Source organism: Streptomyces sp. NPDC056628 (genome assembly GCF_042792555.1).
GTDB lineage: Bacteria > Actinomycetota > Actinomycetes > Streptomycetales > Streptomycetaceae > Streptomyces.
Window position 1 is genome coordinate 78,220 of record NZ_JBHTWG010000004.1, and the last position, 23,528, is coordinate 101,747.

Genomic DNA, 23,528 nt, shown 5'->3' on the forward strand with positions numbered 1-23,528 from the left:
GCCTTGACGTCAACCATCGCCCCCCGGGTCCGGACGCTGGTGCTGCTGCTCCTCGCCGCCGCCGGTCTGCTCCTCGCCGGCGCCGGCCCGGTCTCCGCGCACGCCGCGCTGACCGGCAGCGACCCACGGCAGGAGGCGGTGGTGGACAAGGCCCCGCAGCAGGTCTCGCTGACCTTCTCCGAGAAGGTCGCCCTGTCCGACGACTCCTTGCGGGTCCTCGACCCCAAGGGCAAGCGCGTGGACCGCGCCGACCCCGTCGGCACCGGCGGGACGACCTACGCCGTGAAGCTGCACGGCGGCCTGCCCGACGGCACGTACACCGTCACCTACCAGGTGGTGTCCGAGGACAGCCATCCCGTCGCCGGGGCCTACACCTTCTCGATCGGCGCGCCCTCGAAGACCTCCGTCGCCGTCGACGGGCAGAGCGCGGGCGGCGGAGTCGTCGGCGTGCTCTACGGCTTCGGCCGGTACGTGTCGTACGCCGGGTTCATCGTCCTGGCCGGCGGCGCGGCGTTCGTGCTCGGCTGCTGGCGGCGCGGGACGGCCGTGCGGTCGATGCAGCGGCTCGTGGTGTCCGGCTGGCTCGCGCTGACGGCGGCCACGCTCGGGCTGCTGCTCGTGCGGGGCTCCTACACCGGCAGCGGGAAGGTCGGTGACATCTTCGACCTGGATCTGCTCGGGCAGGTCCTCCAGACCAAGACCGGCGCGGCCCTCGTCTCGCGGCTGCTGCTGCTCGCCGCGGCGGCGCTGTTCATCGCGGTGCTGTTCGGGGCGTACGACAAGCGGGACGACGAGGAGAAGCGGGACCTCACCTTCGGGCTCGCGATCGGCGGGACCGTCGTGGCGGCGGGGCTCGCGGCGAGCTGGGCGATGTCCGAGCACGCCTCGACCGGGCTCCAGCCGGGGCTGGCCATGCCGGTCGACGTCCTGCACCTGCTGGCCGTCGCGGGCTGGCTGGGCGGGCTGACCGCGCTGCTGGTGGCCCTGTACCGGGCGCCCGCGGAGACGCCCGTCGACGGGGCGGCCGTACGGCGGTTCTCGCAGCTGGCGTTCGGCAGCGTGCTGACGCTCGCCGCGACCGGGATCTACCAGTCGTGGCGGCAGCTCGGATCGTGGTCGGCGTTCACCGGCACCCGGTACGGGCAGCTGCTGCTCATCAAGATCGGGCTCGTGGTGCTGCTGGTCGGCATCGCGTGGATCTCGCGCCGGTGGACGGCACGGCTGGCGGAGTCCGGCGTGGCGGAAGCGGATGCCGAGAAGGTGACGGCTGATGAGGCCGAGAAGGAGCACGTCACCACCGGTGCCGGGACGTCCACCGCGGTGAAGGGCGCGTCCGGGACCGGTGCGGGCGATGCCTCCGGAGCCGGTTCCGCCGACGCCGGCGGCGACTCCGAACGGGCCGCGCAACTCGCCCGGCAGCGGGCCGCCGTCGACACCGCCCGGCGCAAGCGGGAGCGCGACGCCGACCCGTACCGCTCCGGGCTGCGCCGCTCGGTGCTCGCCGAGGCGGGTGTCGCCGTCGCGTTGCTCGCCGTCACGACCATGCTGACGTCGACCGAGCCCGGCCGTACCGAGGAGCAGGCCGCGGCGGCCTCCTCGTCCGCGACCGCCGAGGCGAACGCCGCCGGGGCGCTCACCCTGGACATGTCCTTCGACACCGGCGGCGAGGACGGCAAGGGCGTCGTGCGGATCGACCTCGATCCCGCGCGCGCCGGCTCCAACGAGATGCACGTCTACGTGCAGCGGCCCAACGGACGCGCCTTCGACGTCCCCGAGGTGAAGATCGCCTTCACCCTGGAGTCGCAGGACATCGGGCCGCTGCCCGTCGTCCCCGACCACATCTCCACCGGACACTGGTCGGCGAGCGGGGTGCAGATCCCCATGGCCGGCGACTGGAAGGTCGCCGTGACCGTGCGCACCTCCGACATCGACCAGGCGACCGTCTCCAAGAACGCGCAGATCGGCTGAACCCCACCATGACCGACCAGTCCCTCCCCCAGGCCCGTACGCAGGCGGACGCCGCTGCCCCTGACGCGGGCGCCACCGGGAGCCCGGCCACGGGCGGGCTCTCGCGGCGCCGGCTACTCGGGACCGCCGGGGCGACCGGTCTGGTGCTCGGCGTGGCCGGCGGGGCGACCGGATACGCCGCCCGTCCGGCCGTCGCGGCCCCGCTCAGCTCGCTCGGGGCCGGAGAGGTGATGTTTCACGGGAAACATCAGCCCGGCATCGTGCAGCGACTCCAGGCACGCGGTCACCTCGTCGCCTTCGACCTGGTGCCGGGCGCCGGGCGCAATGAGGCGGCGGCGCTGCTGCGCCGCTGGTCGGAGACGGCCCGGCGGCTGATGGCGGGCGAGGCCGCCCGGCAGGACGACACGGGGGTCGCCCTGGACGCCGGACCGTCCTCCCTGACGATCACCTTCGGTTTCGGGCACAGCTTCTTCGCCCGGACCGGACTCGGGAAGCAGCGCCCGGTCGCCCTTGATCCGCTGCCGGAGTTCTCCTCCGACCGGCTGGACAAGGCACGCGGCAACGGCGACCTGTGGGTACAGATCGGCGCCGACGACGCGCTGGTCGCCTTCCACGCGCTGCGGGCCGTCCAGAAGGACGCGGGCCAGGCCGCACGGGTCCGCTGGCAGATGAACGGATTCAACCGGTCCCCCGGCGCCACCGCGCACCCCATGACGGCACGCAACCTCATGGGCCAGGTGGACGGCACCCGCAACCCGAAGCCGGCGGACGCCGACTTCGACCGGCGGATCTTCGTCCCGGAGTCCGGCTCGCAGGACCCTGCGTGGATGGCGAACGGCTCCTACGCCGTCGTACGCCGGATCCGGATGCTGCTCGACGACTGGGAACAGCTCTCCGTCAAGGAGCAGGAGGACGTCATCGGGCGCCGCAAGGCCGACGGTGCCCCGCTGACCGGCGGCACCGAGACGGCCGAGATGGACCTGGAGAAGACGGACCGGGCGGGGAACCTGGTCGTGCCGCTCAACGCCCACGCGCGCATCACCCGGCCCGACCAGAACGGCGGGGCGGCGATCCTGCGCCGGCCGTTCTCCTACCACGACGGCATCGACGCGGACGGAGTGCCGGACGCCGGTCTGCTCTTCATCTGCTGGCAGGCCGACCCGCTGCGCGGCTTCGTCCCCCTCCAGCGCAAGCTCGACCGGGGCGACGCGCTGTCGCGGTACGTCCGGCACGAGGCGAGCGGACTGTTCGCGGTGCCGGGCGGGGCGGCCGAGGGGGAGTACGTGGGGCAGCGGCTGCTGGAGGGGTGAGGACGGGCCGGAGGCGGGATCGCCCTCGGCGGGCCCCGGGCCGAGTACGGCGACCGGCGGTGCGCGCGTCGCCCTCGCGGGTGGCCGGTGCCGGAAGGCGCACGCCCGGTTTCGCCAGGCCCATTAGGGTGAGGTCATGCCAGCGAGCTATGCCTATCTGGGCCCCGAGGGCACCTTCACCGAGGTCGCCCTGCGCACGCTTCCCGAGGCCGCGACCCGGGAGCTGATCCCGTACGTGTCCGTGCAGTCCGCGCTCGACGCCGTGCGCGTCGGCGAGGCGGAGGCCGCGTTCGTGCCGATCGAGAACTCCGTGGAAGGCGGCATCACGACCACGCTCGACGAGCTGGTCGCGGGCGCGCCGCTGACGATCTACCGCGAGGTGCTGCTGTCGATCACCTTCGCGCTGCTGGTCAGGCCGGGCACCGAGCTGTCGGACATCAAGACGGTCTCCGCTCATCCGGCGGCGCAGCCCCAAGTCCGCAACTGGCTGAAGAACAACCTCCCGGACGCCCACTGGGAGTCCGCCGCGTCGAACGCGGACGCCGCGCGTCTGGTCCAGGAGGGCCAGTACGACGCCGCCTTCGCCGGTGAATTCGCCGCCGCCCGGTACGGCCTGGTGGCGCTGGAGACGGAGATCCACGACGCGGAGAACGCGCAGACGCGGTTCGTGCTGGTCGGCCGCCCCGCCCGGCCCGCCGCGCCGACCGGAGCGGACAAGACGTCGGTGGTGCTGTGGCAGCGGGACGACCATCCCGGTGGGCTGCGGGACCTGCTCGGCGAGTTCGCCACCCGCGGGATCAACCTGATGCTGCTCCAGTCCCGTCCGACGGGCGCGGGCATCGGCAACTACTGCTTCTGCATCGACGCCGAGGGGCACATCTCCGACCGCCGGGTCGCGGAGGCCCTGATGGGGCTGAAGCGGATCTGTCTGCAGGTGCGGTTCCTGGGCTCGTATCCGCGGGCGGACCTGCGGCCCTCGGACGTGGAGCCGCCGCGCCTGGGGACGTCGGACGAGGAGTTCGTGGCGGCGGCGGACTGGGTGGCGCGCTGCCAGGACGGGCGGTTCTGAGCGGCGGCGGTCATGAGCCGGCCGCCGGCCCCCCGACTGCTCTCGGCCGGTCCTACCTGCTGATCGTCGTTATCCACAGAAGTTTTCCACAGGTCCGCATCTCGACCTGGGGACAAGTCGACAGACAAGGGTGAGTCTGTCGATAAATCTGCCCTCAGCGCCCCTCTGCGTCCACCTTCACGCATATCACCCTTCGTCCACCCCTTCCCCTTGCGCCACCCTTTGGAGCGATCATTTTCCCTCCAAAGGTGTGGGTAGGGCAGGTTTGTCCTGGGATTCCTCGATGAGATCATCGTCTTACGGAGTGATCAATTCCGACATCCACAGTTCTTCCACACACCCTGTGGATAACTTTTCGGAGTCTGGGGGTCCCTGTGGACAAGAGCCCTCCAAGTACCGCTACGCGCAAGGGAATCCGGTCAACGGCCCGCCACACAAGTGCTTCTTCCAGAGAGCTGGGCGCGCTTTATTGACACGGCGCGCAATCCCCTCATAACGCAACGTAAGACGCGTATCGGAATAGTGAGTCGTGAGCGCGTACCGCGCCCCGGTAGCCTGGGGCACGTGATTGACCTTCGCCTGCTCCGTGAGGACCCTGACCGAGTGCGCGCCTCGCAGCGCGCCCGTGGAGAGGACGTCGCGCTCGTCGACTCCCTCCTGTCCGCCGACGAGCGGCGCAGGTCGTCCGGCGTCCGCTTCGACGAACTCCGCGCCGAGCAGAGGCAGCTCGGCAAGCTCATCCCCAAGGCATCCGGGGACGAGAAGGCGGAGCTGCTGAAGAAGGCGAGCCAGCTGGCCGCCGACGTCAAGGCCGCCGACGCCGAGCGCGACGCCGCGGACACCGAGACCCAGGAGCTGCTGGCCCAGCTCAGCAACCTCGTGCACCCCGACGTCCCGGTCGGTGGCGAGGAGGACTTCGTCACGCTGGAGACCCACGGCGAGATCCGAGACTTCGCCGCCGAGGGCTTCGAGCCGAAGGACCACCTGGAGCTCGGCTCCCTGCTCGGCGCGATCGACGTCGAGCGCGGCGCCAAGGTCTCCGGCTCCCGCTTCTACTTCCTCACCGGTGTCGGCGCCCTCCTGGAGTTCGCCCTGGTGAACGCGGCGATCGCCCAGGCCACGGCGGCCGGCTTCACGCCGATGGTGACGCCCGCGCTGGTGCGTCCCGAGTCCATGGCCGGCACCGGCTATCTGGGACAGGACGCCGAAGGCGTCTACTTCCTGGAGAAGGACAACCTCTACCTGGTGGGCACCTCCGAGGTCGCCATCGCCTCCTACCACCGCGACGAGATCCTCGACGCCGACAAGCTGCCCCTGCGCTACGCGGGCTTCTCGCCCTGCTTCCGCCGCGAGGCCGGTTCGCACGGCAAGGACACCCGGGGCATCTTCCGCGTGCACCAGTTCGACAAGGTGGAGATGTTCTCCTTCGTCGACCCGGCAGACAGCCAGGCCGAGCACCGGCGCCTGCTGGAGTGGGAGAAGCAGTGGCTGACGTCGCTGGAGCTGCCGTTCCGCGTCATCGACGTCGCCTCGGGCGACCTGGGCTCCTCGGCGGCCCGCAAGTTCGACTGCGAGGCGTGGATCCCGACGCAGGGCAAGTACCGCGAGCTGACGTCCACCTCGGACTGCGGCGAGTTCCAGTCCCGCCGCCTGTCGATCCGCCTCCGTGACGGCAAGCAGATCAGGCCGCTGGCCACGCTCAACGGCACCCTGTGCGCCGTCCCGCGCACGATCGTGGCCCTGCTGGAGAACCACCAGCAGGCCGACGGATCCGTCCGGGTCCCCGAGATCCTGCGCCCCCACCTGGGCGGCCGCGAGGTCCTGGAGCCGGTGGCCAAGTGAGCGGCACCGCCTGCGCCGACGACACCGAGGGCGTCGCGGCCGGTCTCCGGGCCGGCCGCGACGGTCTGCCGTACAAGCTGATCGCCACCGATCTGGACGGGACGCTGCTGCGCTCCGACGAGTCGGTCTCGCGGCGCACCCGCGACGCGCTCGCCGCGGCCACCGAGGCGGGCGCCGCGCACCTCGTCGTCACCGGCCGCGCGGTCCCCTGGACCCGGCACATCCTGGAGGACCTCGGGTACCAGGGCCTCGCGGTGTGCGGGCAGGGCGCGCAGGTGTACCACGCCGGGGAGCACCGCCTGCTGACGTCCGTGACGCTGGACCGGCAGCTCGGGGGTGTCGCGCTGGCCAAGATCGAGGCCGAGGTCGGCCCGCTGTACCTGGCGGCGAGCCGCGACGGCCTGGACGGGGACGTGGTGGTCGGCCCGGGCTACGCGCTGACGGGCGCGCTGCCCTCGACGCCGCTCACGGACGCGTCCGACCTGTGGAGCGCCCCGCTGAACAAGATCTACATACAGCACCCCGAGCTGTCGGACGACGAGCTGGCCGAGGCGGCCCGCCGGGCGGCGGGCGGCTTCGTCACGGTGGCGATGGCCGGTGAGGGCATCGTGGAACTGCTGCCCCTGGGGCTGTCCAAGGCGACCGGGCTGTCCCTGGCGGCCCGTCGGCTGGGTGTGAAGGCCGCGGACACCATCGCCTTCGGCGACATGCCGAACGACATCCCGATGTTCGCCTGGGCCGCGCACGGCGTGGCCATGGCCAACGCCCACGCGGAGCTCAAGGCGGTCGCGGACGAGGTGACGGCCTCCAACGAGGAGGACGGCATCGCGGTCGTCCTGGAGCGTCTGCTGGGCTGAGTCCCGGTACTGGATCCTGCCGGGTACCGGTCGCCCGTAGCGGTTCTTGCGGAGGATGCACGGATCGAACGTGCGCGGGGTCTCCCCCGACCACGGCTCAGCAAGCCGGTGCCTTACCTCTCGGCCAATCCTCCGGGTGGGCGGCCCACGCGAGAGCGACATCGCGTGCTCGAAGCGGCCGCCCCGGGCGGCTCCCGTACGGAAGCGGGCTCGACGGTGGGGTGACTACACCGGAACCCGCCGCGGGCCGCCCTGACGGGAGCTGAACGGACTGTCGTGCAGGGACATCGCTCAGCTCCTCTCCCAGACGGTGGCGCCGGACCCGGCCGGCGTCCTCGGCACCACTATCGTGCCGGGACGCCGACCCGGGCGCCACCGAATAAGCCGCGGGACGCGCTCACTCCTCGCCGGCGAGGGTCAGGGAGCGCAGCTTCTGGCCCGCGTACCAGGTGGCCAGCACGGTCACCAGCGCCAGCAGCACCGTGGCCGTCGTCAGGCCGACGTCCGAGGTGACCATCTCGCCGCCGGCGACCTTCTCCGCCACCGCCAGTGACCACTGCTGGACGCTCAGGGTGCGCGCACCCGGCACCAGGGAACCGAACAGCGCCTCCCAGACGAGCGCGTAGACGAGGCCGAAGACCACGGCGTGCCGGGAGACCGTGCCGAGGAGCAGGAACAGCGCGGCGTAGGCGATGGAGGCGACGAGCGCGGCCACCGTGTACGCGACGGCGATCTGCTGGCCGTTGCCGTTGAGGATGAAGCCCGCGATGAACGTCGGCAGGGCCGAGAACACCATCGTCACGGCGATCGCCACGATCAGCTTGGTGAAGATGATCGTGGGCCGCTTCACCGGCTTGGACAGCAGGTACACCACCGAGCCGTCGTCGATCTCCGGGCCGATGGCGCCGGTGCCGGCGATCACGCCGATGATCGGCACCATGGTGGCGAGCGCGAGCCCGCCCAGCAGGTCGGACGCGGTCTGGTCGTCCGCTCCCGCGAGACCGCGGACAGCCACGGCGATCACGATGAGCAGGAGCGGCAGAGCACCCAGGATGAGGGCCCGGCGCCGGCCGAGCAGGGCTCGATAGGTGAGCCGGGCGACTGTGGGGTCGTACATCTTGGCCTCCTACGCCGCGACCAGATACGAGAAGACGGACTCGAGGGACTCGTCGGACGGCGAGACCGTGAGCAGGCGGATGCCGTGGTCGCGCGCCACCTTGGGCAGCAGGGCGGTGAACCGGCCGAAGTCGACGGCCTGGATGTGCAGCGCGCCCTCGGTCAGATCCACCTCGATACCGGACGTCGACGGGTCGGCGATCAGCGCGGCCGCGAGGGTGCGGTCGTCGCTGGAGCGCACCAGATAGCGGTGCGGGCGATCGGTCATCAGGCGGCGGATCTTGCGGAAGTCGCCGCTGGCCGCGTGCCGTCCGGCCACCACGACCTCGATGTGCCAGGCGAGCTGCTCGACCTCTTCGAGGATGTGGGAGGAGAACAGCACGGTGCGGCCCTCGTCGCCCATGCGGCGCAGCAGGTCCATCAGCTGCATGCGCTGACGGGGGTCCATGCCGTTGAACGGCTCGTCGAGCAGCAGCAGCGAGGGGGCGTGGACGAGGGCGCTCGCCATCTTCACGCGCTGGCGCATGCCCTTGGAGTACGTCTGGATCTTGCGGTCCTGCGCGTACTCCATCTCGACCGTGGCGAGCGCCTTCTGGGCGGCCTTGGCGCCCAGCCCGTGCAGTTCGGCGTTGGCGACGACGAACTCGCGGCCGGTGAGGAAGTCGTACATCGCCTCGCGTTCGGGGACGATGCCGATGTGCCGGTAGATGGCCTCGTTGCGCCAGACCGGCTGCCCGTCGAGGGTGACGGTGCCGTTGGAGGGGGCGAGGAAGCCGCCCATCATGTTGATGAGGGTGGACTTTCCGGCGCCGTTCGGGCCGAGGAGGCCGGTGACGCCGGGGCCGATCGTCATGGTGATGTCGTTGACGGCGACCACGTTGCCGAACCAGCGGGAGACGTGGTCGATCTGGAGCGTGGTCACAGTCCCACCTTCTTGTAGCGGCGCATCAGGAGGCCGTAGCTGGCGGCGATCAGGCCGAGGACGACGACGACGTAGACGACGCCCTCCCCGGTGCCGGGGCCGATCCCGCCCGGGAACGCCGAGGTCGCGCCCAGGAAGGCGGACTGCACGCCGTCGATGAGCGTGACGGGCGAGAACAGCCCGATCCAGGCGATGGCCTCGCTGTGGCCGCCCTCGCCGAGGCTCTGGGCGTCGGCGATGGCCTGGAGCGTGGAGACCGCGCCGTAGGAGATGGTCATGACGGCGATCACGGCGGCGATGCCGAAGCCGCGGCGCGGGGTGACCGACGCGATGACCAGGCCGATGCCGGCGAACAGCAGCGAGAGCAGTGCCACGGAGACCAGCCCCTGCGCGAATCCCTTGGTCTGGTCGGCGAAGTCGAGCTTGGCCAGGAGCGCGCCCGCGTAGAGCACGATCAGCGGGGCGCCGGTCAGCAGGAACAGCGCGGAGGCCAGCGCCGCGAACTTGGCCCGGACGTAGTCGGCGGTCTCGATGGGCCGCGAGAAGTACAGCGGCACCGTCTTGAAGCGCAGGTCGCGGGAGACGGACTGGGGTGCCTGCGAGGCGACGTACAGACTGATGACGGCCTGCATGATGATCGCGTAGCGCGTGTAGTCGACCGGCAGGTCCTTGGCCTTGGTGGCGACCGCGACGGCGACCATGATGGCCGCGGGCACGCACATCACCACGAACAGCAGCATCGGCAGCACCTTGGACTTCACCGAGCGGCCGAGGCCGTAGGCGCCGCGCAGGGACTGCGAGTACAGCGAGCGGGTGGCGTACGAGCGGCCGAGGCGCGGGCCGTCGTAGCTGCGGTAGCCGATGTTGTGGATCCGGGTCTGGTCACCCGGCTGCGGGGCCGATGTCCGCATGGGCTGCTCAACCGCCATGGCCGACCGCCTCCTTCCGCTGTTCGCCGGCGCCCTGGTCGCCGTCCTGGAAGACCTCGGAGATGTGGTGCCGGCGCTGCTCCATGCGGACCAGTCCGAGGCCGAGGTCGGCGACCACGTCACGCACCAGGTCGTACGTCTCCTCGCCCGCCGCGGTGAGCAGCAGGATGTGCCCGGCGCCGGGGAGGCCGCCGCTGCCGTCCAGGACGTCGACCCCGCGCGCGTGGAGCGCGTCGCGCACCGCGCGGGTGCCGTCCGGGTGCTCGTCGCTGTCGGTGACCTCGATGGCGAGGGTGGTGGTGGTCTGGGTGAAGTCGGTGGTGGAGCTGGAGCGCAGAAGCTTGCCGCCGTCGATGACGACGACGTGGTCGCAGGTGCGTTCCAGCTCGCCCAGCAGGTGGGACGTGACCAGGACCGAGATGCCGAAGTCGGTGTGGATGCGCCGGATCAGCCCGAGCATCTCGTCGCGGCCGACCGGGTCGAGGCCGTTGGTCGGCTCGTCGAGGAAGACCAGCTGCGGGTCGTGCACGAGTGCCTGCGCGAGCTTGACCCGCTGCTTCATGCCCGTCGAGTAGCCGCCGATGGGGCGGTAGCGCTCCTCGTACAGGCCGACGTGGCGCAGGGTGTCGGCGGTGCGCTCGCGCGCGGCGGTCGGCGGCAGGCCGGACATGCGGGCCATGTGCACGACGAACTCGGTGGCCGACACATCGGGGGGCAGGCAGTCGTGCTCGGGCATGTAGCCGACACGCTCGCGGATGGCGGCGCCCTTGGTCGCGACGTCGAGTCCGAGCACTTCGGCACGGCCCTCGGTCGCGGGGGACAGACCCAGCAGGATCTTGATCATGGTGGACTTGCCGGCTCCATTGGCCCCGACGAGTCCGGTCACCCCGGGCCCGATGTCCATGGTCAGCCGGTCAAGCGCGGTCACCCGGGGGAACCGCTTGCTCAGGCTTTCGGTCGCGATCACAGTCACACCCCGAAGGTAGTGACCCGCACCACGCCGGTCGTCACCCCGCAGAGCTGTTTCGGGGTCAGACTCCAGGACTACGCGGCCCTGGGGATCACCCTGAGGTCGAATGCCCCGAGCCCTGATTTTCCCCAAGGCGCGGCTTTTCCACAGGCTCGGACGGCGCTATTGACGCGATCTCCAACAGGTGTCAGATTCGCGGGTGTCACGTTACGGGCACGTACGGCGACCGGGACCGCGTGCGTTCCCGCCGGGCTCGCGGGGGCGTGCGGGCCGGACGACGATCTGCCGCGGGTGCGGCGCGGGGCGGAGGAGAAGTGACCCTTCAGGGCGCGCGTGAGCGCCGGGTGGCGACCGGCGGGGTCGAGCTGTGCGTCGCCGAGCTCGGCGACCCCGCCCGGCCGACGGTGGTCCTCGTGCACGGCTACCCGGACAGCAAGGAGGTGTGGTCCGAGGTCGCCGTGCGGCTCGCCGAGCGCTTCCACGTCGTGCTGTACGACGTCCGGGGCCACGGCCGGTCCACGGCGCCGCGTCCGCTGCGCGGCGGGTTCACGCTGGAGAAGCTGACGGACGACTTCCTGGCCGTCGTGGACGCGGTCAGCCCGGACCGGCCCGTGCATCTGGTGGGGCACGACTGGGGCTCGGTGCAGGGCTGGGAGTTCGCCACCGCCGGGCGCACCGAGGGCCGCATCGCGTCCTTCACCTCGATGTCGGGGCCGTCCCTGGACCACTTCGGCCACTGGATCGACCGGCGTCTGCGCCGTCCCACCCCGCGCCGGCTCGGGCAGCTGCTCGGGCAGGGCGCCAAGTCCTGGTACGTGTACGCGCTGCACACACCGATGCTGCCCGAGCTGGCCTGGCGCGGCCCCCTCGGCAGGCGCTGGCCGCGCATCCTGAAGCGCCTGGAGAAGGTCTCCGGCGACGGCTACCCGACCCCGTCGCTGCCGTCCGACGCAGCCCACGGGGCGTGGCTGTACCGGGACAACGTCCGGGCGCGGCTGCGCCGCCCGCGCGAGGACGCCTACGCGCACGCGCCCGTGCAGCTCATCACGCCCCTCGGGGACGCCTTCCTGTCGGAGCGGCTGTACGACGGCCTGGAGGAGTGGGTGCCGCGGCTGACCCGGCGCACCCTGGACGCCCGGCACTGGATACCGCGCACCCGCCCCGACCGGCTGGCCGACTGGATCACGGAGTTCGTGACGTCGGTGGAGGACGGGCGGCCCAAGGCGGTGCCGGCGACCGGCCGGCACGCCGACCGCTTCGGCGGGCAGCTCGTGCTGGTCACCGGCGCGGGCAGCGGCATCGGGCGGGCGACGGCGTTCGCGTTCGCCGAGGCCGGCGCACGCGTGGTGGCCGTGGACCGGGACGCCGAGTCCGCCGCGACGACCGCCGAGACGGCCCGGCTGATGGGCGCGCCCGCGTCCTGGGCGGAGACGGCCGACGTCTCCGACGGGCCGGCCATGGAGAAGCTGGCCGCGAAGGTCGCCGCCGAGTACGGCGTGGTGGACGTCCTGGTGAACAACGCCGGGATCGGGCTGGCGGGCTCCTTCTTCGACACGACCCCGGAGGACTGGAAGCGAGTCCTGGACGTCAATCTGTGGGGCGTCATCCACGGCTGCCGGCTGTTCGGGAAGCAGATGGCCGAGCGGGGGCAGGGCGGCCACATCGTCAACGTCGCCTCCGCCGCCGCCTACCAGCCGTCGAGGGCGCTGCCCGCCTACAGCACCTCCAAGGCGGCCGTGCTGATGCTGAGCGAGTGCCTGCGCGCGGAGCTGGCGGGACAGGACATCGGCGTGACGGCGATCTGCCCGGGGTTCGTGAACACGCCGATCACCTCGACCGCGCGCTTCGCCGGGGTGGACGCCGAGGAGGAGCAGCGCCTCCGGAAGAGGTCGGCGCGCTGGTACGGCCTGCGCAACTACCCGGCGGAGAAGGTCGCGGACGCGATCCTGCGGGCGGTGGTGCGGGGTGACGCGGTGGTCCCGGTGACGCCGGAGGCCCGGGGGACGTATCTGCTGGCGCGGTTCGCCCCGAGGGCGCTGCGCAGGATCGCGCGCGTGAAACCGCGGCTGTAGGCGGGTGGCCGGTTCCGCTTCCCCACACCTGCGGTCCGGGCGGTTGTTTCTCCACAGCTTCGTCAATTCCGCTGTGGATAACCGCACTTGGTTGTGGACCAAACCTCCTGCGCGAAATCGTTCGCGTGATTCGTCTCGTTCCCGGCACGCTGGTGGGCATGGACGAAAGACGCATCGTGAAGGTGTCCAAGTATCTGTCGAAGCATCTGCGCCACCAGCCGCAGCGGATCGGCCTCACGCTGGACGAGGGCGGCTGGGTGGAGATCGACACGCTGATCGCCGCCGCGGGGGCGCACGGCTTCCCCTTCACCCGCGAAGAGCTGGACCACGTCGTGGCGGCCAACGACAAGAAGCGCTTCGCCGTGGACGGCGCCCGCATCCGCGCCAGCCAGGGACACAGCGTCGAGGTCGACCTGGGGCTGCCCCCGGCGACTCCACCTCCGTACCTCTACCACGGCACCGTGGCCGACCGCCTGGACGCGATCCGCGCCGAGGGGCTGCGGCCCATGAACCGGCACGACGTGCACCTGTCGCCCGACCGCGGCACCGCCACCCGCGTCGGCGCCCGGCGCGGCCGCCCGGTCGTGCTCTCCGTGGACACCGGCGCGATGCACCGCGAGGGGCACGTCTTCCACGTCAGCGCCAACGGGGTCTGGCTGACGAAGGCCGTGCCGCCGGAGTACCTGCGGTTCCCCGAGGCACACTGACCCCGACCCGCCCCCGCGCGGCCGGCTCCTCCTGCATGATCGGTGGTATGGGCCACTTCCCCACCACCGAGTCCGCCGTGACCGCGCTGCGCGCCCTCGCCGCCGCGTACGACCGTGCCATCGAGGTGACTCATGACATCGGCGCCGACCAGACCTCCCGGCGCAGTGCCGCCGGCGTCGGCGTGACCACGGACCCGGACGGATCGCTGCCGCACGAGGCGTACGTCGAGTTGGGTGGCTCCCCCCGCGTGAGCGTGCGGCTCTATCCGGACGACGACGCGCTCGTCACCGTCGAGGGCGTCGACTGCCCGGACGTCGCCCGCGACGACGTGCCCGCCTTCGTGCGGTCCCTCTACGACGGCCTCGCCCATGTCCGGGCCCGCCGCTTCCCGCCCGGACACTTCCTGATCGTGCCTCTGCCCGGCGACCGCACGCACCGGGAGTTCCTGCCGCCGCTCGGTCTCACTCCGTGGCTGAGCGCGCGCGTGCGGTGACCGTTTCACGTGAAACCGATGAGGCCGCATACGCTCGAGGCATGAGTCTGCGCCTGAGCACCGTGATCCTCCCGTACCGCCGCTGGTCCGAGGGGGGCCGCGAGGCATGGCAGCGGGCGGAGCAGCTCGGCTTCCACGCGGCCTACACCTACGACCATCTGTCCTGGCGCAGCTTCCGGGACGGGCCGTGGTTCGGCGCCGTGCCCACGCTGACCGCCGCCGCGGCCGTCACCGACCGGCTCCGGCTGGGCACGCTGGTGACCTCGCCGAACTTCCGGCACCCGGTGACCCTCGCCAAGGAGCTGATCTCCCTCGACGACCTCTCGGGCGGCCGGGTCACCCTCGGGGTGGGCGCCGGCGGCACCGGTTTCGACGCCACCGCGCTGGGCCAGGACCCTTGGACCCCGCGCGAGCGCGCCGACCGGTTCGCCGAGTTCGTCGGGCTGCTGGACCGGCTGCTCACCGAGGACTCGGTGTCGTACCGGGGCGAGTTCTACTCGGCGCACGAAGCCCGCAACATCCCGGGCTGTGTGCAGCGCCCCCGGCTGCCCTTCGCGGTGGCCGCGACCGGGCCGCGCGGGCTGCGTCTGGCGGCGCGGTACGGGCAGGCGTGGGTCACCACGGGCGATCCGAAGCTGTACGAGCACGGCACTCCCGAACAGTCGGTTCAAGCCATTCGCCGGCAGATCGAGAAGCTGGGCGACGCGTGCGCGGAGGCCGGCCGGGACCCGGGCGGGCTCGACAAGGTGCTGCTGACCGGGTTCACCCCGGACCGGGCACGTCCGCTGGAGTCGCTGGACGCGTTCGTGGACTTCGCTGGCCGCCACCAGGAGCTGGGATTCACGGAGATCGTGGTGCACTGGCCGATCCCGGACTCGGACTTCGCGGCCGACGTGAAGGTCTTCGAGCAGATCGCCATGGAGGCGGAGGCCCAGCTCCGGTGAGGCCGGGTGACCAGGGCGCACGGCCGGGCGACAGTGCGGGTGCGGGCGGTCCAGCCGGTGCCCGCGGGGGCGGTATCTCCTCACGTACCGCATCAGATGTGCGGACTCCTGCACGGGCGTGCAGGCATATGCGGGAGAATGACCAGGTGACCTCAGCGACTCGACAGCCCCAGAACCCGGCGTCCCCCGCGCTCTCGACCTCGCTCGGGCAGGACGGCGGGCCCGTCGTCCGCCCGCGGCTCATCGCCACCGATCTGGACGGCACGCTGCTGCGGGACGACAAGTCGGTCTCCCCGCGCACGGTCGCCGCGCTGGCCGCCGCCGAGAAGGCGGGCGTCGAGGTGTTCTTCGTGACCGGCCGTCCCGCGCGCTGGATGGACGTCGTCAGCGACCACGTCCACGGACACGGCCTGGCGATCTGCGGCAACGGCGCCGCCGTGGTCGACCTGCACGGCGGTCCCGGCACCCACCGGTTCGTGAAGGTCCGCGAGCTGGCCCGGGAGAACGCGCTGGACGCCGTACGGCTGCTGCGGGACGCGGCGCCGGGCACGGTCTACGCGGTCGAGCAGACCTACGGCTTCCACCAGGAGCCGGACTACCCCAAGCTGCACATGGAGACCCCGGACGCGCTGGCCCCGGCCGAGGACATCCTGGCGCCGGACGGCCCCGGTGCCGCCGAGCCGGTGCTGAAGATCCTCGCCTACCACCCCACGCTGGACCCCGACGCCTTCCTGACCCTCGCCCGGGTCGCGATCGGGGACCGGGCCGGTGTCACCCGCTCCAGCCCCAGCGCCCTGCTGGAGATCAGCGGCCCCGACGTCTCCAAGGCCAGCACCCTCGCGCTGTGCTGCGCCGAGCGCGGTATCTCGCACGAGGAGGTCGTCGCCTTCGGGGACATGCCGAACGACGTCGAGATGCTGACCTGGGCGGGCCGCTCCTACGCGATGGGCAACGCGCACCCGGACGTGATCGCCGCCGCTTCCGGCCGGACCGTCGCCAACAACGAGGACGGCGTCGCCGTCGTCATCGAGCAGCTGCTGGCGGAACACGCCTGACGCGCGCTAGCCGAGCCGCACGCCCCGCTCCCGCAGCCAGGGCACCGGGTCCACCGCCGACCCCAGCTCCGGGGTGATCCGCACCTCGAAGTGCAGGTGCGGTCCAGTGGAGTTGCCGGTGGTGCCCGACTGCCCGATCCACTGGCCCGCGTCGACGCGCTCGCCCTGGTCGACCGCGACGGAGGCCAGGTGCGCGTACTGCGTGTAGTAGCCGTCGGTGTGCAGGACGACGACCTCCATGCCGAAGGCCCCACCGCACGACACCTTGACCACCCGGCCGTCCGCGACCGACCGCACCGGGGTGCCGATCGGCACGGCGAAGTCCTGCCCGGTGTGCCGGTGGGCCCACCGCTGCCCGCCGCTGCCGAAGGACGCCGACAGGGTGTAGGACTCGACCGGGGTGACCCACGCGGTGGAGAGCTTCTTCCGCTTCTGGTCGAGCCGCACGGCGCCGGGGCAGGACCCGGCCGCCACGGCGGCGTCCGCCTGCCCCTGCAACTCCCACCGCGCCTCGTCCAGGGTGCGCTCCACCGTCTTCTTCAGCTCGGCGAGCTCGGTGTTGCGCTTCTCCAGACCCTCCCACGCGGCGGCGGCCCTGGCCTCGTCCTTCACCAGCCGGTGCTCGGCGCGCCGGCTCTTCTCGATGGCGTTGTTCACGGCCAGATTGGTCTGTGAGAACACATGCTGACCGCGCATCAGCTCCTCGGGGCTCGACGCGAGGACGATCTGCGCCGTCAGCGACATCCCGCCGCTGCTGCGGTACTGGGCCCGTGCGATCCGCCCCAGGTCCTCGCGCAGCACACCGAGCTCCCGCCGCTCACGATCGAGCAGTTTCTCGATCCGCAGCGCCTGGGCGCGGTGTGCCTCGGCCTCCTGCCGTCCGCGTTCGTACCGCCGTGTCGCCAGCGCCGCGTCCTCGTACAGCCGCACCACCTGGGCGCTCAGCCCGAGCGCGCCGGGGCCGTCACCACCCGGGGAGTCCTTGTCGTCGGCGACGGAGACGGCGGGCCGGGACATCAGCAGGACGAGCGCGCACAGCAGCACCGGAACGACCCGGGGACGACGGCGATGTGAACGCATGTCAGCGATCCTGGACCCACAGCCGGAGCCGGGTCCTGTTCAGGTCCGCCGGCCGGGGGACCCGTTGCTGCGTACGGGGCAGTCCGGACGCCGGCCCCGGCGCTACACCGCTCCCACGAGCAGGTCGGCCGCCGCCTCCCGCTCGGCCATCGCCCGCAGCGGCCCGTCCACGGCCGCCAGTTCCGCGTACGGCCCCCGCTGCACCACCCGTCCCGCGTCCAGGACGACGACCTCGTCGACGGCGTCGAGCCCGGCCAGCCGGTGGGTGATGAGCACGGTCGTGCGGTCCTGGGTGGCGGCGAGCAGGTCGGCGGTGAGGGCGTCGGCGGTCGGCAGATCGAGGTGTTCGGCGGGCTCGTCCAGGACGAGGACGGGGAAGTCGGCGAGGAGCGCGCGGGCCAGTGCGAGCCGCTGCCGCTGGCCGCCCGACAGCCGCGCCCCGTGTTCACCGACGAGCGTGTCCAGGCCGTCGGGCAGCCCGTCGGCCCAGTCGAGCAGCCGGGCCCGCTCCAGCGCGTCCCGCAGGTCGGCCTCCGTGGCGTCCTTCCGGGCCAGCAGCAGGTTCTCCCGCACGGAGCTGTCGAAGAGGTGCGCGTCCTGGGCGCACAGCCCGACGAGCCGGCGTACGGCGTCCCCGTCCAGCGCGGCCGCGTCGGTGCCGCCCAGCGTGTACGCGCCGGCGTCCGCGTCCAGGAAGCGCAGCAGCACCTGCGCCAGCGTCGTCTTGCCCGAGCCTGACGGGCCGACGACGGCGACGCGGCGCCCTTCCTCGAGCACGAGGTCGAAGCCGGTGAGCGCGTCCCGTTCCTGGCCCGCGTGGCGTGCGCCGAGGCCGCTGAGCACGACCGGGAAGGGCATGGCGGGCGCCTGCCGCGGCGCCCGCGGTTCCCGTACCGGCTCCGGGGCGTCCAGCACCTCGAGGACCCGCTCGGCGCTCCTGCCCACCCGCTGCCGGTACTGCACGGCGAGCGGCAGCCCGAGGACGGCCTCGAAGGCGGCCAGCGGTGTGAGGACGACGACGGCCATCGTCACTCCGCCCAGCCGTCCGGCAGCGACCGCCTGGGCGCCCACGAGCGCGGTGGCGGCGACGGTGAGGCCGCAGACCAGCGCGGTGAGCCCGTCGCCGAGGGCGGTCGCGGTGGCGGCCCGCGAGGCGATCCGGGTGAGCGCCCCGTCCGCCCGGCGGGCCTCGGCGGTGCGGCCGGGCAGCGCCCCGGCGACGGTCAGTTCGGCGGTGCCGGTGAGCAGGTCCGTGACGCGGGTGGCGAACACGCCCCGGGCCGGGGCCAGCCGGTGCTCGGCGCGGCGGGCCACGGCGCCCGTGACGAGCGGGACGCCCACACCGGCCGCGAGCAGGCCGGCCGCGAGCACGGCACCGGCCTCGGGCAGCAGCCACGCCGTGAAGCCGACGGCTCCGACGGAGACGATCACGGCCGCGCCCGCGGGGAGGAGCCAGCGCAGCCAGTAGTCCTGCAGCGCGTCGACGTCCGCCACCAGGCGGGACAGCAGATCACCGCGCCGGGTGCGGCGCAGCCCGGCGGGCGCCAGGCGCTCCAGCCGCCGGTACACGGCGACCCGGGTGTCGGCGAGCATCCGCAGCACCGCGTCGTGCGACACCAGCCGCTCCGCGTAGCGGAACACGGCCCGTCCGATGCCGAAGGCACGCGTCGCCGTCACCGCCACCATCAGATACAGCACGGGCGGCTGCTGCGAGGCGCGTGAGATGAGCCAGCCGGAGGTGGCCATGAGCCCGACGGCGCTGCCGAGCGCCAGGCTGCCCAGCAGCACGGCGAGGGCCAGCCGGCCGCGCCGGGGTCCGGACATCGCGCGCACCCGGCCGAGGACGCCCCGCCCGACGGCGGTGTCCCGGGGCGCCTCGGGGGCGGCGGCCCGGGACACCGCCGGGAGGGACTGCTCGGCCGGACCGCCGACGGCCGCCTGGTGCGGGCCGCCCGTCCGGGCGGGCGTCTCGGGCTCCGCCAGCCGCACGACCCGGTCGGCCACGCCGAGCAGCGCCGGGCGGTGCACCACGAGGAGGACCGTCCGGCCCACGGCGAGCCGGCGCACGGCCTCCACGATGCCGGCCTCGGTGGCCCCGTCCAGGGCCGCCGTGGGCTCGTCGAGCAGCAGCACCGGCCGGTCCGCGAGGAAGGCGCGCGCCAGCGCGAGCCGCTGCCGCTGCCCGGCGGACAGCCCCGCCCCGTCCTCTCCGAGCAGGGTCGCGGCGCCCTGGGGGAGCGCGTCGACGAACTCCAGCGCCCCGGCGTCTCGCAGGGCCTGCCGTACGGCGTCGTCGTCGGCGTCGGGACGGGCCAGCCGGACGTTCTCGGCGACGGTTCCGGCGTACAGGTGCGGGCGCTGCGGCACCCAGGCGACGTGTGCGTGCCACTGCGCCAGGTCGAGTCCGGCGAGGTCGGCTCCCCCGACCAGGACGCGGCCCTCGGTGGGCCGTACGAAGCCCAGCAGGACGTTCAGCAGCGTCGACTTGCCCGCGCCGCTCGGCCCGACCAGGGCCACCGTCTCGCCGGGCGCGATCGTGAAGGACGCGCCCGGCACGGCGTCCGTGGACCGGCCGGGGTAGCGGACGCGGACGCCGTCGAAGGTCACCGCGCCCGACGGGACCTCGGCTCCGCCCGTGGCCGGCGCGGGGGTCTCCAGGACCGCGAAGATCTCCTCGGCGGCGGACAGCCCCTCGGCCGCCGCGTGGTACTGCGTACCCACCTGACGCAGCGGCAGATAGGCCTCGGGGGCCAGCACCAAGACGAGCAGGCCGTCGTACAGGTCCATCTCGCCGTGCACGAGCCGCATGCCGATGGTCACGGCGACCAGGGCCACCGACAGCGTCGACAGCAGTTCCAGGGCGAAGGAGGAGATGAAGGCGATCCGCAGCGTCCGCATGGTGGCGCGGCGGTACTCGCCGGTGATCCGCTGGATCGACTCGGCCTGTGCCTTGGCCCGGCCGAACACCTTCAGGGTGGGCAGACCCGCGACGACGTCCAGGAAGTGGCCGGACAGCCGCGACAGCAACTGCCACTGACGGTCCATCCGGGACTGTGTCGCCCAGCCGATCAGCATCATGAAGACGGGGATGAGCGGCAGGGTGCCGACGATGATCGCCGCCGACACCCAGTCCTCGGTCACGATCCGCGCCAGCACCGCCACCGGGACGACGACCGCCAGCCCGAGCTGGGGGAGGTAGCGGGAGAAGTAGTCGTCGAGGGCGTCGACCCCACGGGTGGCCAGGGCGACCAGCGAACCGGTCCGCTGTCCGCCCAGCCAGCCGGGTCCCAGCTCGGTCGCCCGCTCCAGCAGCCGCGCCCGCAGTTCCGACTTCACCGCCGCGCTCGCCCGGTGGGCGGCGAGCTCGGTGAGCCAGGCGACCACCGCACGACCGACGGCGACCGCCACCAGCAGCGCCAGGGGAGTGCGCAGTTCGGCGGCCGGGAGACCGTGCTGGAACGCGCCCACCACGATCTCGGCGATGAGCATCGCCTGGGCGATCAGCAGACCCGCTCCCACGGCACCCAGCGCGACGACCGCGATCAGGAACAGACGGGTGGCGCGTGCGTACCGCAGAAGACGTGGGTCGATTGGTTTCACGTGAAACACACCTCAGTGCACGGGTTCGGCGATGTGCTGCGTACCGATCCGCTTGCGGAAGACCCAGTAGGTCCAGCCCTGGTAGAGCATGACGAGCGGCGTGGCGATCACCGCGCACCAGGTCATGATCTTCAGGGTGTAGGGGCTCGACGAGGCGTTGGTGACCGTGAGGCTCCACTCGCCGTTCAGCGACGACGGCATGACGTTCGGGAAGAGCGTCAGGAAGAGCATCGCCACGGCGGCCACGATCGTGATGCCGGAGAGGGCGAACGACCATCCCTCGCGCCCCGCCTGGTTGGCCACGAGCGCGGCGACCAGGGAGGCGACGGCCACGACCAGCGCGACCAGGCTCCGCCCGTCCCCGTTCTCGACCTGCGTCCACAGCAGGAAGACCAGGGCCAGCGCGGCGGTCACGAGACCGACCCGCAGGGCCAGGGCACGTGCCCGCTCCCGGATCTCCCCCACGGTCTTGAGCGCCGTGAACACGGCACCGTGGAAGGTGAACAGGGTCAGCGTCACCAGACCGCCGAGCAGGGCGTACGGGTTGAGCAGGTCCAGGACGTCACCGACGTACTCATGCCCCTGGTCGATCTTCACGCCACGCACGATGTTGCCGAACGCCACGCCCCAGAGGAACGCCGGGAGCAGGGAGCACCAGAAGATCGCCTGCTCCCAGTTGCGCTGCCAGTTCTCCTCGGGCCGCTTCGCCCGGTACTCGAAGGCGACACCCCGGACGATCAGGCAGACCAGGATCAGCAGCAGCGGTAGATAGAAGCCGGAGAAGAGCGTGGCGTACCACTCGGGGAAGGCGGCGAAGGTGGCGCCGCCCGCCGAGAGCAGCCAGACCTCGTTGCCGTCCCAGACGGGACCGATCGTGTTGATCAGCACCCGTCGTTCGGGCCGGTCGCGGGCGAGCAGCTTGGTGAGGACGCCGACCCCGAAGTCGAAGCCCTCCAGGAAGAAGTAGCCGATCCACAGGACGGCGATCAGGACGAACCAGACGTCGTGCAGTTCCATGACTGTGCAGCTCCCTCGGCCTAGTACGAGAAGGCCATCGGCTTGTCGGCGTCCCGGGAGTCGCCGCCGATCTTCGTGGGCGGGTTCAGGTCGGCCTCGGTCAGCTCCGGCGGGCCGGCCTTGATGTACTTGGCGAGGAGCTTGACCTCGACGACCGCGAGGACGGCGTAGAGGGCGGTGAAGACGATCATCGACGTGAGGACCTCGCCCTGGGAGACACCGGGGGAGACCGCGTCACGGGTGCGCAGGACGCCGTAGACCACCCACGGCTGGCGGCCCATTTCGGTGAAGATCCAGCCCCAGGAGTTGGCGATCAGCGGGAAGGCCAGCGTCCAGACCGCGATGCGCCAGTACCAGGTGGCCAGCTTCGGGCTGAGCGCCTTGTGGGGCAGCAGCACCAGATGGGGCACCTCGTCGTCACCGACCCGCAGGTGTTGCGGCAGCATGAACTTCTTCCGGGTCAGCCAGAGGCCGGCCAGGCCGATCGTGAACGAGGCCATGCCGAAGCCGATCATCCAGCGGAAGCCCCAGTAGGCGACCGGGATGTTGGGCCGGTAGTCGCCCGGCCCGAACTTCTCCTGCTCGGCCTTGTTGATGTCGTTGATGCCCGGGACGTACGAGGTGAAGTCGTCCTTGGCCAGGAAGGACAGCAGGCCCGGGATCTCCACGGCGACCTTGTTGTGGCCCTTGTCGACGTCACCGATGGCGAAGACCGAGAAGGGCGCCGGCCGCTCACCGTCCCACAGGGCCTCGGCCGCGGCCATCTTCATCGGCTGCTGCTCGTACATGATCTTGCCGAGCACGTCTCCGCTGACGGCGGTCAGCAGACCGCCGATCGCGACGGTGACCAGGCCGAGCCGCAGCGAGGTCTTCATCTCGCGGATGTGCTTCTTGCGCAGGAGATGGAAGGCGGAGATGCCGACCATGAAGGCGCCACCGGTGAGGAACGCCGCCGACAGGGTGTGGAAGGCCTGGGCGAGCGCGGTGTTCTGGGTCAGCACGAGCCAGAAGTCGGTGAGCTCGGCCCGCCCCTTCGCCTCGTTGATCTTGTAGCCGACGGGGTGCTGCATCCAGGAGTTGGCCGCCAGGATGAAGTACGCCGACAGGACCGTGCCGATCGAGACCATCCATATGCAGGCCAGGTGGATCCTCTTCGGCAGCTTGTCCCAGCCGAAGATCCACAGCCCGATGAAGGTGGACTCGAAGAAGAAGGCGATCAGGGCCTCGAACGCGAGGGGAGCGCCGAAGACATCACCGACGAAGCGTGAGTAGTCGGACCAGTTCATGCCGAACTGGAACTCCTGCACGATGCCCGTGACGACGCCCATCGCGATGTTGATCAGAAAGAGCTTGCCCCAGAACTTCGTCGCCCTGAGGTACTTCTCCTTCTCCGTGCGCACCCAGGCGGTCTGCAGTCCGGCCGTGAGAGCGGCCAGCGAGATCGTCAGCGGGACGAACAGAAAGTGGTAGACGGTGGTGATGCCGAACTGCCATCGCGCCAGCGTCTCCGGCGCCAGAGCCAGGTTCACGTCGCCGCTCCTTACCTACGCTTGTGAAAGCGTTCACATTCACAAGC

18 protein-coding genes and 1 tRNA gene are annotated in these 23,528 nt (G+C 71.8%); 10 read left to right on the plus strand and 9 right to left on the minus strand.

The window, feature by feature from the left end; translation table 11 throughout:
* The first annotated feature begins 3 nt into the window (after nucleotides 1–3).
* From ACFRAC_RS07965 to ACFRAC_RS07985, 5 genes are all read left to right on the plus strand, one after another.
* A complete protein-coding gene (locus tag ACFRAC_RS07965; protein ID WP_382922274.1) occupies nucleotides 4–1,968 on the plus strand; it encodes a copper resistance CopC/CopD family protein in 1,965 nt (654 codons plus the stop codon).
* An 8-nt stretch (nucleotides 1,969–1,976) separates the two neighbouring features.
* A complete protein-coding gene (gene efeB / locus ACFRAC_RS07970; RefSeq protein WP_382922276.1) occupies nucleotides 1,977–3,278 on the plus strand; it encodes an iron uptake transporter deferrochelatase/peroxidase subunit in 1,302 nt (433 codons plus the stop codon).
* A gap of 136 nt (nucleotides 3,279–3,414) precedes the next feature.
* Entirely contained in the window at nucleotides 3,415–4,347 is a 933-nt protein-coding gene (gene pheA, locus ACFRAC_RS07975) for a prephenate dehydratase (RefSeq protein ID WP_382922277.1), read from the plus strand.
* A gap of 564 nt (nucleotides 4,348–4,911) precedes the next feature.
* Nucleotides 4,912–6,189, plus strand: a complete 1,278-nt coding sequence (gene serS, locus ACFRAC_RS07980) for a serine--tRNA ligase (RefSeq protein WP_382922279.1) — start codon at nucleotides 4,912–4,914, stop codon at nucleotides 6,187–6,189.
* 65 nt (nucleotides 6,190–6,254) lie between these two features.
* Nucleotides 6,255–7,046: an HAD family hydrolase gene (locus ACFRAC_RS07985; protein ID WP_382922701.1), complete on the plus strand. Its 792-nt coding sequence runs from the start codon at nucleotides 6,255–6,257 to the stop codon at nucleotides 7,044–7,046.
* A gap of 49 nt (nucleotides 7,047–7,095) precedes the next feature.
* Here the strand turns inward: ACFRAC_RS07985 and ACFRAC_RS07990 are convergent.
* The 5 genes from ACFRAC_RS07990 to ACFRAC_RS08010 all read right to left on the minus strand — a co-directional run bounded on the left by ACFRAC_RS07990 (nucleotide 7,096) and on the right by ACFRAC_RS08010 (nucleotide 10,980).
* Nucleotides 7,096–7,180, minus strand: a tRNA-Ser gene (locus tag ACFRAC_RS07990).
* Nucleotides 7,181–7,443: 263 nt separating this feature from the next.
* Complete coding sequence (locus ACFRAC_RS07995) at nucleotides 7,444–8,163, minus strand: ABC transporter permease (RefSeq protein ID WP_361347835.1); 720 nt, start codon at nucleotides 8,161–8,163, stop codon at nucleotides 7,444–7,446.
* A gap of 9 nt (nucleotides 8,164–8,172) precedes the next feature.
* Nucleotides 8,173–9,084, minus strand: coding sequence for an ABC transporter ATP-binding protein (locus ACFRAC_RS08000; protein WP_382922282.1), 912 nt, complete (start codon nucleotides 9,082–9,084; stop codon nucleotides 8,173–8,175).
* Nucleotides 9,081–10,013 carry an ABC transporter permease gene (locus tag ACFRAC_RS08005; RefSeq protein ID WP_382922284.1) on the minus strand — a complete coding sequence of 311 codons (933 nt, stop codon included), beginning with the start codon at nucleotides 10,011–10,013 and terminating at the stop codon, nucleotides 9,081–9,083. The genes ACFRAC_RS08000 and ACFRAC_RS08005 overlap by 4 nt, the downstream gene beginning before the upstream one ends.
* On the minus strand, nucleotides 10,003–10,980 hold the full coding sequence (locus ACFRAC_RS08010; RefSeq protein WP_382922703.1) for an ABC transporter ATP-binding protein: 978 nt from the start codon (nucleotides 10,978–10,980) through the stop codon (nucleotides 10,003–10,005). The genes ACFRAC_RS08005 and ACFRAC_RS08010 overlap by 11 nt, the downstream gene beginning before the upstream one ends.
* A gap of 317 nt (nucleotides 10,981–11,297) precedes the next feature.
* On the opposite strand from ACFRAC_RS08010, the gene ACFRAC_RS08015 reads away from it, so the two are divergent.
* The 5 genes from ACFRAC_RS08015 (at nucleotide 11,298) to ACFRAC_RS08035 (ending at nucleotide 16,255) form a co-directional block, all read left to right on the plus strand.
* Complete coding sequence (locus tag ACFRAC_RS08015) at nucleotides 11,298–13,055, plus strand: SDR family oxidoreductase (protein WP_382922286.1); 1,758 nt, start codon at nucleotides 11,298–11,300, stop codon at nucleotides 13,053–13,055.
* Between the two features lie 158 nt (nucleotides 13,056–13,213).
* A complete protein-coding gene (locus tag ACFRAC_RS08020; RefSeq protein WP_382922288.1) occupies nucleotides 13,214–13,762 on the plus strand; it encodes an RNA 2'-phosphotransferase in 549 nt (182 codons plus the stop codon).
* Between the two features lie 47 nt (nucleotides 13,763–13,809).
* A complete protein-coding gene (locus ACFRAC_RS08025; protein ID WP_382922290.1) occupies nucleotides 13,810–14,256 on the plus strand; it encodes a hypothetical protein in 447 nt (148 codons plus the stop codon).
* A gap of 41 nt (nucleotides 14,257–14,297) precedes the next feature.
* Nucleotides 14,298–15,200 carry an LLM class flavin-dependent oxidoreductase gene (locus ACFRAC_RS08030; protein WP_382922292.1) on the plus strand — a complete coding sequence of 301 codons (903 nt, stop codon included), beginning with the start codon at nucleotides 14,298–14,300 and terminating at the stop codon, nucleotides 15,198–15,200.
* 146 nt (nucleotides 15,201–15,346) lie between these two features.
* Nucleotides 15,347–16,255, plus strand: coding sequence for an HAD hydrolase family protein (locus ACFRAC_RS08035; RefSeq protein ID WP_382922294.1), 909 nt, complete (start codon nucleotides 15,347–15,349; stop codon nucleotides 16,253–16,255).
* A 6-nt stretch (nucleotides 16,256–16,261) separates the two neighbouring features.
* On the opposite strand, the gene ACFRAC_RS08040 is transcribed toward ACFRAC_RS08035, so the two are convergent.
* The 4 genes from ACFRAC_RS08040 to ACFRAC_RS08055 form a co-directional block, all read right to left on the minus strand.
* On the minus strand, nucleotides 16,262–17,335 hold the full coding sequence (locus ACFRAC_RS08040) for a peptidoglycan DD-metalloendopeptidase family protein (protein WP_382922296.1): 1,074 nt from the start codon (nucleotides 17,333–17,335) through the stop codon (nucleotides 16,262–16,264).
* A gap of 102 nt (nucleotides 17,336–17,437) precedes the next feature.
* Entirely contained in the window at nucleotides 17,438–20,935 is a 3,498-nt protein-coding gene (gene cydD / locus ACFRAC_RS08045) for a thiol reductant ABC exporter subunit CydD (RefSeq protein WP_382922298.1), read from the minus strand.
* Nucleotides 20,936–20,947: 12 nt separating this feature from the next.
* The gene (gene cydB, locus ACFRAC_RS08050) at nucleotides 20,948–21,952 is read right to left on the minus strand and encodes a cytochrome d ubiquinol oxidase subunit II (protein ID WP_382922300.1); all 1,005 of its coding nucleotides are present in this window, start codon (nucleotides 21,950–21,952) and stop codon (nucleotides 20,948–20,950) included.
* Nucleotides 21,953–21,972: 20 nt separating this feature from the next.
* Nucleotides 21,973–23,481 (minus strand): cytochrome ubiquinol oxidase subunit I, encoded by a 1,509-nt coding sequence (locus ACFRAC_RS08055; protein WP_382922302.1) that lies wholly within the window; start codon nucleotides 23,479–23,481, stop codon nucleotides 21,973–21,975.
* Nucleotides 23,482–23,528 lie beyond the last annotated feature (47 nt).

Coding starts and splice junctions, on each gene's coding strand:
- ACFRAC_RS07995 (WP_361347835.1), bottom strand. CDS start 8,163: ATGTACGACCCCACAGTCGCCCGGCTCACCTATCGAGCCCTGCTCGGC.
- ACFRAC_RS08025 (WP_382922290.1), top strand. CDS start 13,810: ATGGGCCACTTCCCCACCACCGAGTCCGCCGTGACCGCGCTGCGCGCC.
- ACFRAC_RS08005 (WP_382922284.1), bottom strand. CDS start 10,013: ATGGCGGTTGAGCAGCCCATGCGGACATCGGCCCCGCAGCCGGGTGAC.
- pheA (WP_382922277.1), top strand. CDS start 3,415: ATGCCAGCGAGCTATGCCTATCTGGGCCCCGAGGGCACCTTCACCGAG.
- efeB (WP_382922276.1), top strand. CDS start 1,977: ATGACCGACCAGTCCCTCCCCCAGGCCCGTACGCAGGCGGACGCCGCT.
- ACFRAC_RS08030 (WP_382922292.1), top strand. CDS start 14,298: ATGAGTCTGCGCCTGAGCACCGTGATCCTCCCGTACCGCCGCTGGTCC.
- cydB (WP_382922300.1), bottom strand. CDS start 21,952: ATGGAACTGCACGACGTCTGGTTCGTCCTGATCGCCGTCCTGTGGATC.
- ACFRAC_RS08020 (WP_382922288.1), top strand. CDS start 13,214: ATGGACGAAAGACGCATCGTGAAGGTGTCCAAGTATCTGTCGAAGCAT.
- ACFRAC_RS08040 (WP_382922296.1), bottom strand. CDS start 17,335: ATGCGTTCACATCGCCGTCGTCCCCGGGTCGTTCCGGTGCTGCTGTGC.